Source organism: Enterococcus sp. DIV0703 (assembly GCF_051711065.1).
Taxonomy (GTDB): Bacteria; Bacillota; Bacilli; order Lactobacillales; family Enterococcaceae; genus Enterococcus_B; species Enterococcus_B hirae.
On the sequence record NZ_JBIOLX010000001.1, the window covers coordinates 2587034 to 2599802 of the forward strand.

At 35.7% G+C, this 12769-nt stretch carries 9 protein-coding genes and 1 CRISPR repeat array; of the genes, 2 read left to right on the forward strand and 7 right to left on the reverse strand.

Annotated features, from left to right (window positions below; translation table 11 throughout):
- Positions 1–285: 285 nt before the first annotated feature.
- Entirely contained in the window at positions 286–2118 is a 1833-nt protein-coding gene (tdc, locus tag IGK81_RS11845) for a tyrosine decarboxylase (protein WP_034700473.1), read from the reverse strand.
- 495 nt (positions 2119–2613) lie between these two features.
- Here tdc and IGK81_RS11850 point away from each other — a divergent pair, with 495 nt between their 5' ends.
- Positions 2614–4044, forward strand: coding sequence for a helix-turn-helix domain-containing protein (locus IGK81_RS11850; protein WP_010720988.1), 1431 nt, complete (start codon positions 2614–2616; stop codon positions 4042–4044).
- 234 nt (positions 4045–4278) lie between these two features.
- Here IGK81_RS11850 and IGK81_RS11855 read toward each other — a convergent pair whose 3' ends face one another.
- The 6 genes from IGK81_RS11855 to cas9 all read right to left on the reverse strand — a co-directional run bounded on the left by IGK81_RS11855 (position 4279) and on the right by cas9 (position 11930).
- Complete coding sequence (locus tag IGK81_RS11855) at positions 4279–4638, reverse strand: DUF1622 domain-containing protein (protein WP_010720989.1); 360 nt, start codon at positions 4636–4638, stop codon at positions 4279–4281.
- Entirely contained in the window at positions 4628–4999 is a 372-nt protein-coding gene (locus tag IGK81_RS11860) for a DUF1622 domain-containing protein (RefSeq protein ID WP_010720990.1), read from the reverse strand. Before IGK81_RS11860 ends, IGK81_RS11855 begins: the two co-directional genes overlap by 11 nt.
- A gap of 401 nt (positions 5000–5400) precedes the next feature.
- Positions 5401–5964: direct repeats of the CRISPR family, unit length 36 nt; unit sequence GTTTTGGAAGCATTCAAAACAACATAGCTCTAAAAC.
- A 117-nt stretch (positions 5965–6081) separates the two neighbouring features.
- Entirely contained in the window at positions 6082–6741 is a 660-nt protein-coding gene (csn2, locus tag IGK81_RS11865; RefSeq protein WP_034700474.1) for a type II-A CRISPR-associated protein Csn2, read from the reverse strand.
- On the reverse strand, positions 6731–7075 hold the full coding sequence (gene cas2, locus IGK81_RS11870) for a CRISPR-associated endonuclease Cas2 (RefSeq protein ID WP_010720992.1): 345 nt from the start codon (positions 7073–7075) through the stop codon (positions 6731–6733). The genes csn2 and cas2 overlap by 11 nt, the downstream gene beginning before the upstream one ends.
- Positions 7072–7938, reverse strand: a complete 867-nt coding sequence (gene cas1 / locus IGK81_RS11875) for a type II CRISPR-associated endonuclease Cas1 (protein WP_034700476.1) — start codon at positions 7936–7938, stop codon at positions 7072–7074. The genes cas2 and cas1 overlap by 4 nt, the downstream gene beginning before the upstream one ends.
- Entirely contained in the window at positions 7920–11930 is a 4011-nt protein-coding gene (gene cas9, locus IGK81_RS11880) for a type II CRISPR RNA-guided endonuclease Cas9 (protein ID WP_034700478.1), read from the reverse strand. Before cas9 ends, cas1 begins: the two co-directional genes overlap by 19 nt.
- A 674-nt stretch (positions 11931–12604) precedes the next feature.
- Between cas9 and IGK81_RS11885 the strand changes: the two genes are divergently transcribed.
- Positions 12605–12733, forward strand: a complete 129-nt coding sequence (locus IGK81_RS11885) for a hypothetical protein (protein ID WP_010720995.1) — start codon at positions 12605–12607, stop codon at positions 12731–12733.
- Positions 12734–12769 lie beyond the last annotated feature (36 nt).

The following is a 12769-nucleotide window of genomic DNA, read 5'->3' on the forward strand; positions in this document are numbered from 1 at the left end:
ATAAACTATCTAATTTGAACGTTACAGGGGGGAAAAGCTATGAACGAAAAAAATTAATGGCAGTATTTCATTTTGAAAAAGAACTGCTTGCGTTTACCCGATTACTCACTAGTCTTCAACTATCTGAGTTTGACATAATCTTGATATCTTGAATCGGAAAAGCGTTTGAACATCCACTCTTTCTACTCTGAATACAACAATTCAACGTGCATCATCTATCTTCTTTGATCATAGCTTCCTGTAACACCGTTCTTCACTAGACAGTTTATCGGTTAATTTTTATTGTTATAAGATTTCATTGAGTGTCTTTTCCATGGCTTTGGTAATGCCTTGCGTATAGAACTCGAAAATCTTGTCATCATTAAGATATGGTGTCATAATTGCCGCTCTTAGCAATGTCACTTTTTGTTCTTTTTGCCATTCTTCTTTCGAAAGACCTATCCGTTCAATGAAAGGAAGTGGGGAATCTCCATATTCTTCTTTCATAAAGGTCGTATGTGAAGTAATGAAATGTTCACTATAAACATCCCCTTCCATATAAGAAGAACGATTGAACATTTTTTCATTCAATTCATTGATCGTTTTTAAATCCGTGCATCCTTTGACTTTAAATACCCAATTGACCATATTAAAATCTGGATGATTCAAAGGATAAACTTCAATCGTTTTCCCTTTGATGGTAAAGCTCAATTGTTCTAAAAATGCTCGGAATCGTTGAGCTGCTTCAATCGAGGCACCAATCAATTGACCATAACCAGTAATGTTCAATGGCAATACACGATGGGCAGTCCAAACAGCAGCAGCCGTTGCCCCGGCTTTTGATCCTTCTAAAATATAGGCGCCTAACATGTCCGGTGCTTTTACTGATTTTTCAAAAACATAAGGAGCAAAATAGGAAATAATGTTACGCATTTCTTTGTGTTTGATTGCGATACCTCCAGCAGCATAAGGAACATAGCCCATTTTATGCGGATCGATCGTGACCGAATCTGCCTCAGAGATTGCTTTGAACCCATCGTAAACACTTTGATCAATGGAAACATCATAATTAAATACATGATGTTCTTCAAAAAAGTCTGGCAGAGATTCATAAGGTACAAACTCGCCTGCTTCATTTAAGAACAATGCACGTGCATACCCGCCATAAGCTGCGTCAACGTGAAGATAGAAATAAATTCCTTCTTTATATAATTTTTCTCGCAATTCGACGATTTTATCTACACTATCCACTTGGCCTTCTTCCGTAGTCCCAACGACCGCTACCACACCTAGGACTGGAATCTTTTGTGCGGCTAATTCACGGATCGTTTTTTCTAAAATAGCAACATCCATACGATAATCTTCTTGAACTGGGATAGCGATCATTTGATCTAACCCAATCCCGCAAATGTCTAAAGCTTTCATCCATGAATAATGCTTCGTTTGTGGCACTAACCATTTGCCAAGTTCTTGGAGGTGTTTCCCACTACGAGATGAAGCTGCTTTGACAGCATCTAATTCTTCATCACTGAAGGTTCCAACCATTTCTAAGATTTCTTCGACAGAAAGATTCAATAGTTCCCAATCTGTTTTATCTTTGACTTTTTCAGGATAAACTTCCTTCACTGCAAGGGGAATAGATTTGATACAACGTGCATACCAAAGACCTTCAAGGTTTGCGATCGAGCCATCTGCTGTAATATGGCCCCAGCCACCGGTCATATTGAATAAATCAGCAAAATCTTGTCCTACTTCTGCCTCCATTTGTGAAGTTGCCATAGAAGATTCCAATGCCACATTATTCGGATTCCAAAGCATAGCAAAGTTATAAGCAAGCAAGGCAGGCATCAATGTCTCAGCGTTCATTTGACCCCAATAACGCCCAGCAGAATGCCAAGGGATTGATCCTGCACGCATCCGTTGACTGACTTCATCCAAGACTTCCACCATATGCTCACGAGTGGCGATATATCGAGGTGCTTGTTTGTCGGCTTCACTAATGGCTGCAACGTCACCAGGAAGATAATTCTCTCTCCAGCCTAAATGTTCATCGACCATCTTGTTCAATTGCATTTTGTAAAATGCGCCATTTTCTGATTTGTCGCCAATAAAGACGGCTTTGATATCCATATCTTTCATGTCTATTACCTCCATATTGTTCTCGTTGGCCAACGATTTTGTAACTGCAGATGAAACCATCCATCTGTATCACACTACTGACTATAGAACAAAAAATGAGATAATTTTTTTTATAACATTGTAAAATAACCCCATTTTTTAGAAAAAAATAAAGAAAGTCTGATTTTTCAGAATTTTCTACTCATAATAACGAATATTTTATAAAAACATGAGATAAAAAACTGTTGTTTCTTAAGTGTGTTTAAAAATAAATACGTATATTAAAAAAATAATTATTTTATTTATCCGTTTACTCATCCATTTTTTACTTTTATTGTATTTTTTTCACAAGAATTTTTTCTCTTTATATTTTTATAAAACATCGTTTTATAACAAAAAAGCTTGTCAACACAAGCTTTTTCATTCATATGAAAAAAAATAAAGGTGTTTTAAACTTTAAATCATGGCATAATGAATGGTACATTGTTCAACCATCTACAAAGCGGAGGAGTTTTAATGTTTGAAGATTATTTGGAAAAAAATATTTTACGCCAGTTATTTCTTTGCGGTCAATTCTATCACAAAAAAGAAATCGATTTAGACGAACTGTCACATTTATTACAAGTCTGCAAAACAACGTTACTCAATGACATCAAAGCGATTCGAACTGAACTCAAGGATGAGATCATCTATAGCCAACGAGAAAAAGATACTTGTTCCTTGTATTTTGATCCTACGATCCCTCGTTTTCGCCTGATACAAAAATTAGCACGCCCTTCTTTATTTCTTAAAACTTGTCAGTTATATCTTGAAAATGAACCTAATTATCTCCAACTGACTGAAATCGAGTATATTTCTGTTAGCAAAGCGTATTCATTAAAAAAACAAGTACTTGCTTATTTTGAAGATTGTGACATTCAAATCCAACACCACTCTCCACGATTTACGGAGATCGAACGTCGTTTATTATTATTGAATGTAACTTATCGAACGGGCACCTTGAAGATCCCAACACTTCCAGCAGACTACTTCCTGGCAATAGATGAATTTATCGAATCGGTAACCTTTAATAGTAGGCGTATCTACGATAAAGACAACCGTGAGATCTTACGTATTGGATTGTTGATCAGCTATTTGTCTCAAAAAAGGCATCCCTTATCGATTGAACAAGATTTTATAGCCGAACTTCAAAAACGCCCCATTTATCAATATGTGATGGATGCATGGCATACAACTAAACTAAAACATTATTATCAAGAAAATGAAGTATACTTTGCTTTGATCTTATTTAATCTCAGTGATTATGGCTTCAATTCTTACCAAGCAATCGAAGAAGACTTCTGTCACCTCCATCAAGTTTTCATTGAAGATAGCCAATCAATCAAGCAACTAATTACCCAGTTTGAAAGCTATTTCAATCGAAAATTCATCGGTAACCGAGCATTCGAACGCGCTTTAATTCGTTTGATGCGCACCGCATGGGATAATTATCAACTCTTTGTACCTGAAAAATTTTATCTTTTGTCCCCAGAACAGCAATCCTTATTAGCCGAAATACAGCCTTTATTCAACCAATGGTTAGCCCAATTACCTTATAGACTACGACTTAAAATCAATTGTTTGGACGCTTTCGTTATTGAATTAAGTGGCATTTTACGCATTAATAAAACAAAACTCCACGTCCGTATCGTTACCAACTCAGACGTAAAATATCTGATTTACCGAGAAGCCTTAGAGTCCGTCACTACTTTCGATATGGAAGTCGATCCCGTTGTTTATCAGCACTTAGACGAAGCAATAAAAAGTGCTGCACAACAAGAAAACACTCGAATTTTATGTGAAAAAACTCTCTATACGCCAGAAGCAGAACAGTTTCCGACAATTGTTCCCGTTTCCGTAGACACAATTGAAAAATCGATTGTCTGGGCAGTTCAAGCAGTTCGATAAGCCGTGCTAGGAAAAACCGGCGTATGCTTCACTGAAAGCCAGCTTCCAGTGAAAAAAACAAGTTGTTAGCACAACCGTTTAATAACGTTCGTTCTATAAACTGGCCGATGTTAGGCAATTAAAAAGCAAAACAAAAAATCTCAAAACATGGAAAGTCGTTTTGAGATTTTTTCTATATTGCAAATGTTTCTACGTTGGCACATCGTAATAAACGAGTTGCGTGATATTTATAACTTATTGTCGTGCATCCGAGCCGATTTCTTTATTTAAAAAGAACGAAATGATCGTTCGGATCACAACCAAAGCAGCTAACTGGAAGACATCTTCCAAGGTTGGTTTGATAATGGACTCAATGATACCAGCTGAGATCAGGACTTCTAAACTCAACAAGATATAGCCACCTAACATTTTTTTGATTGCATTGTTTTGGTTAATCCGCTCTGCTTTGATTCTTCGTTCCGTAAAAGAAAAGTAGAGAAAATCTTTGATAGCTAACCAGGCACCCCAGAGAATGATTAAAATAGCAAAAACGTCTAATACGATGACTAATAGTTCCAAATAAGGGGCAAGTTTCTCGATCAAATTAATTTCCATTATGTGTTCCTACCTTTACTTGCTTTTTATCTTGTGTTTCTAAATTCAAGAAATAGGAAATAATCGTTCGAATAATGATGATCACTGCTAATTTTAAAATATCTGTCCAAGTTGGTTTGATAACTGATTCAATGATATCTGCTACCACTAGCACCTCTAGACTCAGCAAAATATAACTAGCCAATAATTTGCGTACTTCCGCATTTCGGAAATTACGCTGTTCGTAGTCTTTTTTCAGTGGGTGCCAGTCAAAAAGATTTTTTAAGACTAAAAAAATCCCTACCAGCAAAATAATGATTGAAGCAATATTCAAAATTGCGATCAACCAGTCCAAATAAGTTATCAAATTTGTATCAAACATCTCACTGTCCCCTCTCACATTCATTTTAGTTCACGAACAAATGCCTACTGTTTGATGATAGAGAAAAAGCACGAAATTAGCAACTCATCTTTTCTTTGAGAAAATGAATTCGTTTCAATGTTGAAAAGACTGAACAATTGTGTCCTGTTCCGTAAACATACCCATTCATTTTTAAAAGGCACGATTCCCCCTTTCAATGATCAAAACTTAGCAGATTCAACAACTGAAGACACTTTCCTATATATAAGTAAAAAAAGTGCCTACTTTTCATGATAAAGTAGGCATCTTCATTCATTCAAAACAACATAACTCTAAAGCTACCTCTTATCATAGTTGATGAGGCCAGCACTCAAAATAACACAAAACTAAAACAGCGATCGAGTAAAGCACAACGCTTCTACATTTTGGAAACATTCAAAACAACATAGCTCTAAAACCGTTCAAAATTCGTTTTCATGCTATTTCTCGTTTTGGAAGCATTCAAAACAACATAGCTCTAAAACCATGAATCTTAGCTACTGAGTTAAAGTATTGTTTTGGAAGCATTCAAAACAACATAGCTCTAAAACCTTCTCGAACTCTTCTTTTCTAGCGTTCATGTTTTGGAAGCATTCAAAACAACATAGCTCTAAAACTCGAGTGGTTTATTTTGGTCGGGTGTGTCGGTTTTGGAAGCATTCAAAACAACATAGCTCTAAAACTACCACATTGCCTAAATCATCCTGGTCGCTGTTTTGGAAGCATTCAAAACAACATAGCTCTAAAACTGACGTAATGTAAACAAATTCGTCCGTTGTGTTTTGGAAGCATTCAAAACAACATAGCTCTAAAACAACTCTTTCAGAGATAGTTTAGAGGCAAACGTTTTGGAAGCATTCAAAACAACATAGCTCTAAAACTATCCCCACGCATTGAGAGAAGTCCCCATCGTTTTGGAAGCATTCAAAACAACATAGCTCTAAAACCTCGCAGAAAAAATTTTTTTCTCACAAGATCTCGTAATCGCGCTACTCGTCCATAGCAAAACTTTCGTCTTGAATGCTCATTCATGCTGTTTTTTTGTTATTTTGATTGTTCTTATTTTACCACATTTCTACACACAAAAAATAGTCTTGATCTAAAACAGTTTGCTTCAATCCTTTTATTTTTCGTGGTTCGATAAAAAGGACAGGCATATGACACAAAGAAATATATTCCTGTAGTTCAGCCATTTCTGTGGTTGTTAAGTACGCTCCAACATTGATAAAAACCAAGCATTTCTTTTTCACTAGATACTTATAAATCTGTAAAATCTCCATTATTTTTTGAAAAATTGATTCTGGTTGCGTCGTAATTCTTATTTTTAATGCTTTGAATAGCTCAACCATACTCATTTCTTCACAAACTAAATCTAATTCATGTTCTAAGAGTTCCTCACTAATCCATTCCTGAACCCTGGTAGTTAATTGATCAATCCTTGATTTTAGTTCGATGTTTTCATTTAATTGTTGCTCTAAGTCAGCATAGATCAGCTTCAATGTAGTTGGAGCTTGACTATCAAAACTTAAGATATCCGTCACAACCATCAATTCTGATGGTTTGAGTAGCTGTAATTTATCATTGAAAAACTTTAACATGCTATTTTCACCATACTGGTAAACTCCATGAACGACTTTTGAAAAAACTCCCACATCTTCAATTACAAAAATCAGCGCTTTTTCAAAGCTTATCGGTTGTTCTAATAAAGAAAAGTTAAGGTTCATCCTCCACATCCTCTCCTAAAAAAATGACTCGTTCGTCTGAATTAGCTGGACTCAGGTCTTTTTCCCCACACAAATAAACCATTCGTGAAAATTGTTTTTCAGTGACCGTTAGTAAGGTAACTAAGCCCTTTTTAGGATGATGGGCTTTTAATCGACCGAGCATCGCTTGATTAGCAGTACCGTTCAACAACAACTTACTATATACTGAAAATTGATGCATGATAAAGCCTTCACTCAGTAAAAACTTTCTGAACCTTCGATAAACTTTTCGATCATCGCTCGTCTCTGTCGGCAGATCAAACATTAATAACATTCTCATGTAACGATAACTCATATTCCGAAATAAGGAACTCCTTTCCCTTCATTATTCAATGTTTTAATCGTTTTATTGGTGTAATCCGTCACGATATTCGTTAAGAACATTTCTTTTTTCCCATATAAATACTTTTGTGAAAACAAATCAAACAGCCTTCTTTTAATAATCGGGAAAGGTTGATCACGATATGTATAAACAATTTGATCAACTAGCGGACGAAATGGTTCCATCAAGTCACTTGCTAGATTAAAATCATTAAATTGGTTCGCATGTTTTAAACCGAATTGTGTCATACAACCATTTTTAACGATTTCTCTTGCAAACAAACTCATTAGCAGCGTATAACCGTAATCTAACCCCGCATTGATTTCATTCGACTCCTCCCGCGTGAATTGATTACCAAACAACGTTTGAAAGTAGATTCTTGCCGCATGCCCTTCACGATTCGTCGGATCAAATGTTTCCAATTCTTCTGATAACTTGGAAAGCGCAGATGCCTTTTCAACAAAATCATTTTCTTGTAAAAAACGACATTGATTATGGATCTTTTGGGCAATGATCGTTGTCCAAACTACGCCCTTCAAGTCCGATTCCCACTGAATTTTTTTGGATAACTGCAAACTACTATCATGTCGCCCATAATAGGAGAATAATTGCGATGACGGCAATCGCTTGTCATCGCAAAATATCACTAAGATTTTTTCATCTGTTAAACGCTTCAACAACATTGTCGTGATCGTGATATCGGTTGTTTCTAAAATAAGGATATCGATCTCAGACAAATGGATTTTTTCCGTTTGTTGCGCATTTTTAAACACCAGATGATTATTTGCATAAGTCAGTTTAGAATGGGTATTGATTACTACTGTTCGCCAGCCCATAAGTCACCCATCCTTATCCTCGTTTCGTATAAACCAGTGACCGACTGGTAAATGATCGTAGCATCCCAAATCTCTGTTAAGCTGGTATAACGTTTTCGAGGGATCGTTACTCCGAAAAATTTAAAGTCTGCTGGAGCACCTATCGCATTGAACTGTAACAACTGCAAAAAGGATTGTGCGATCATCGAAATCTCTCCATATTTGTTTTCTTCATAGAGTTCTTGAATTCGCTCTATATTTTTATCCGCAAGTGTATACTTTTCTGCAAAAGCGAGAACTTCGGTTAAGATGGCTGAGAAATCAGAAAGATGAGTATTGACGTAATCAAAACTTTCTTGATAGGTGATTTTGTCATAATGCTGTGCATGGTATAACAAGGTTACTAATTGGTCCGATAAGATGAAAGGATTCCCTTTTTGCGACTCCTTGTGACTTGCCAGGAATCTTCTGCGCCCATTATCAAACTCAAACAAGGTATATTTTGGCAATTTGATAAACTCTGTCACATGGGGAAAGCCTTTGTCTTTTAAAAATGTAGTCGGATCTTTTTCAAAAGCCGCTTGTTCCATGATGGTAATTCCTTCAATTGCCCTGGTTTTCTTTTGTGTCTTCCCTTTGGCATAAACAAACGCAATGGCATAGGCAATGACTGGACTTCCAAAACCACCGTACTTCGTCACATCCCAATTATTTTTCCGTTCGATCAGTTTATCAGGTTTTTCTTTTGAATTGACCGTTTCCTTATAGAAACCACCTTTTTGTTGTTCGACTTTTTTCACTACATTCACTTGATGGGAGCTAAGAACTTTTTTGATCCGTGGGAGATGATGGCTTTTTTCCCAATAAATTTCCCCATTTTCATCGCAAAACGGTTCGTCTGATTCAAGGAACTTTAAAATATTGGAATAAAATTCTTTTTTAGCGGTAGCTTTATTTTCTCTTGCTAAACTATATTTGACATACTTTCCATAGACAAATTCAGGTGCTAATTTAGGGTACCGTTTTAACAAAACATTCGCAATGAAACCATTTAAATACGCATCATGCGCATGATGATGTGGATTGATCTCACGTACTTTATAAAGCCCAAAAGTTTGTCTGAATTGGCTCGTCAATGTTGCTTTTAGCGTAATAATCTGTACCCCATCACAATCTGTTCCTTCCTCTTCCTGATTAAACGATTGATGTAAAATATTCGCAACATGTTTCGTGATTTGTCTCGTTTCGACTAATTGCCGCTGAATAAAACGGGCTTTATCTTCTGGTGTCAGTTCAATTTTGGTTAAATACGCATATTTTTTTGGACTAATCAATTTGGCTTCTTTCAGTTGATTCCAAAAGATCCTTTGCTCGTTGACTATTTGTTTATTCGGCACATCGTCGCGCTTCTTTTGATTTTGTTTACTAGCAACTAACACCTTGTTATCAATAGAATTATCCACAATAAAACTTCTCGGTATGATATGATCCACTTCGTATTGGTGAAGATTCTCGATTTCTAGCGGTTCTCCCGTATACATATCTCTGCCATTTTGCAAATAGTACAGGTACAACCGTTCTTTTTGGAGCGCTTTGTTATCTGTTGGCTGTTCTTTTAATAACGTGCTTCCTATCTGTTTCAACCCATTTTCTAAAGCTTTAAGACGTGGTTTCGTCCGATGCGTTTTTTGGTTTTCTCTTGCCATTTCGATCACGATATTCTTTGGTTTGTATCCAATGATCGCAATCAGTTCTTCCACGATTTTAAGACTTTGCCAAATTCCTTTTTTGATCGCCGGACTTCCTGGTAAGTCTTGTATGACGTCAACTAATGATTTATGTTTAGAAAACACCGTTGCTTTTGCAATTTCTTCTTTAAAAGATAGATGCTCATCATTGATCAGCTGCATCAAATTACGGTTACGGTTAGCCGGGACGTCATCATCGTTGATTAGATAATCAAGGATCGTTTTATTCGTTTTTCGATCTCTGATGCCATGGATCAATTTAGCTGAGAATCTTCCCCAGCCAGTGTAATGTTTTCTTGCAAATTCTTTGAGCAACTTTTCACCGAAGACTTCTTGATACTTACTTAATTGATGTTTAATCATTTGACGGTCTTCAAAAATGGTGAGTATTTTTACGATATCCTCAAAAATCGGTTCCATTTCGGGCTGTTCCAACCACTCTTGCATGGCTTTTTGGTTTGTTTTTGCTAATTTCATAAAATCATGATACGTGCTATACGAAGCATTAAATGCTTTTTCAATACCAAAAATCTGGGCATTTTCAATATGGTAATGCGTATACAAAAAGTTTTGTAATTTTTTGACAGTGATTTTCCCTCGCTCTTTTTGAAACAACTGTTTAAAAATCTGCTGTTTCTCATCACCGGAAAAATACTGTTTCACACCTCGTTCATCTTTATAGCTCACTTTGGTTAGTTCATTGAAAATCATATATTTTTGATAAAGTAAGCTATTTTTAGGAAGTACTTTTTCTGTCGGTAAATACGTATCTTGCTTTGTCATTCTTTGAATAAAACGCATCGCTGATTTTTCGATATCTACGACTTCTGAAAAATTCCACGGATTGATTTTTTCAGCTGTTTTCCGCTCGATCCAAGCAAAAGAACTAGCCTCTTGTTCTTTTGCCAAAGGACCGACATAATAAGGGATTCGAAATTTGAATAACGCAATGATTTTTGGTCCTGCTTCTTCTAGAAATGGATAATGTTGTTTTTGTTGATCAATGATCGCTTTCAATTCTATTAGATGTACTTGATGAGGAATAACCCCATTGGTGTAAGTACGTTGTTTCAATAAAAAGGTTTCTTGATCGATTTTTTCTAGAAAAGGCTCACTTCCTACTACCCCACTTAGCTCTTTTTTGACGAATTTATAAAATTCTTCTTGGGTTGTTTTTCCTTTGATATAACCAGCATAACCATTTTTGGTGGTATCTTTGAAAAAAACCGTTGCTTTTTGCGGTACGTTTTCTTTCACGAATTGTTTGAATTTTGCCAAATCAGCTTTATGCCGTTCATACCGTTCGACCATCCCTGAAGACAGTTTTGCTTGCGTATGTTTGACAGTTGAAGAAATAATCTCTGATAATAAGATCGCATCATGGACTTTCTTCGCTTGCAAAAAGATATCTAGGTACTCATCACCGATTTTTTCTAACAAAGACTCCAGATCTTCTTCATAGGTTTCCTTTGAAAATTGGAGTTTTACTTCTGCTTCCAAATCAAATATACGTTTAAAGTTTGCTTGATTCCCAACGATCAATTTTAAACATTGAGCAAAAAAGCTGTTGATTTTTTCTGTAGGATAATATTTGAGGATTTCTTCCACTTTTTTCGTCTTCGATAATTTATCTGTCAAAATAGTTAAAACGGGTTGGTGAACGATTAGTGGTTGATCTGATTGTTTGCCATACTGTTCTAAAAAAACACGAAAGCTTTCTTCAATAGAGGTATTCTCCGTATCCAAGTCTCCTTCAAACAAAAAATGACCACGATATTTCAATAGATGAGCCAATGCCAGATAAACCAATCGGAGATCTTCTTTTTCCGTTGAATCGACTAACTTTTGGCGCAAATGATAGATTGTCGGATATTTTTGATAATATTCTTTTTCTTCCTCTAACGTGGGGAAAATCGATGCTGGTTTGTATTGTTTTTCTTCTGGAACTAAGAAGCTTTCTTCCAAACGTACAAAAAAGCAATCATCTTGTTTGCAGAGTTCTTCAGCAAAAAGATCTTGTAATTTGCTGAGTCGATATTTTCTGCGAGCCAATCTTCGGCGATTCGTTCGCTTAGTTCTTCTAAACTCCGCTGTTTGACCTTCATCAAATAATCGTGCGCCCCAAAAATTTTTTTTGATTTTCTTTTTTTCAGTATTTCCGTGAACGCTCATTTTCCTTTTCATTAATTGATAATCATCTGTTAGTACCGCCCAGCCCACAGAATTGGTTCCTATATCTAAACCAATCGTATAGTCCTTTGTCATTCACTATCCATCCCTTCTTTTAACATTTACACAACTTAGCAAGTTGTCTTCTTTACAATTGCCAACCATCATGAATAGTTAGACAAAGTGATTTTCTTTTTCTACTTGTAACTCTTTGGTATTATGCTATAATCAATTTGTTGGTAGCATTCAAATCAACATAGCGAGTTAAAATAAGGCATTGTCCGTTATCAGCTTTTAAAGCAAGCACTGTCTCGGTGCTTTTTTATTTTGCCTTTTTTTGTTATATATAGGATTTTTAACAGTTTTACTATAACACAAAATTTTTATGCGATTTTTATTTTTGAAAGCATTTTATTTAGAATTTTGATTTTAAAATCAAATCTAATGAAACTTTTTTTAAAAAATAATTCTAATTACCTAATGATTTATTAGATATAAAATAACACAAACCTCTTACATATCCTTTCATTGCTATCTGGCAAACCATTCTTTCCAGATTTTCTGCCAATCTTGATTTCCTTCCCAAGCTTTCCATTTTTTCAGCTGACCAACTTTTCGATTCCATTGACTTACTTTTGCTCAAAATTAGACACTCTGTTCAATCTGTCCAAAGTTTGGATATTTGGTTACCCTATCATTTGGCAATTAGAATGAAAGGTTCTATCCTTTTACATAGAAGGACGAGAGAAAAAACAAAGGAGGAACATCTTATGAGTAAAAAATGGATCAAACTAGGTATTGGACTAGGCATATTAACATTGGGTGCTGTTTATCTTGGTAAAAAGACAGGCTTGTTAGAAGATGATCGTCATTTGTATGATGAATTTGAATCGATCTAGTCAAAGAAACGAATCGTCAGACTGTTCACTTGTAAA

Excerpts from the sequence above, each read along its gene's own strand:
- csn2 (WP_034700474.1), bottom strand. The coding sequence starts at position 6,741 with ATGAACCTTAACTTTTCTTTATTAGAACAACCGATAAGCTTTGAAAAA.
- tdc (WP_034700473.1), bottom strand. The coding sequence starts at position 2,118 with ATGAAAGATATGGATATCAAAGCCGTCTTTATTGGCGACAAATCAGAA.
- IGK81_RS11885 (WP_010720995.1), top strand. The coding sequence starts at position 12,605 with ATGAGTAAAAAATGGATCAAACTAGGTATTGGACTAGGCATATTAACA.
- cas1 (WP_034700476.1), bottom strand. The coding sequence starts at position 7,938 with ATGGGCTGGCGAACAGTAGTAATCAATACCCATTCTAAACTGACTTAT.
- IGK81_RS11850 (WP_010720988.1), top strand. The coding sequence starts at position 2,614 with ATGTTTGAAGATTATTTGGAAAAAAATATTTTACGCCAGTTATTTCTT.
- IGK81_RS11860 (WP_010720990.1), bottom strand. The coding sequence starts at position 4,999 with ATGTTTGATACAAATTTGATAACTTATTTGGACTGGTTGATCGCAATT.
- cas2 (WP_010720992.1), bottom strand. The coding sequence starts at position 7,075 with ATGAGTTATCGTTACATGAGAATGTTATTAATGTTTGATCTGCCGACA.
- cas9 (WP_034700478.1), bottom strand. The coding sequence starts at position 11,930 with ATGACAAAGGACTATACGATTGGTTTAGATATAGGAACCAATTCTGTG.
- IGK81_RS11855 (WP_010720989.1), bottom strand. The coding sequence starts at position 4,638 with ATGGAAATTAATTTGATCGAGAAACTTGCCCCTTATTTGGAACTATTA.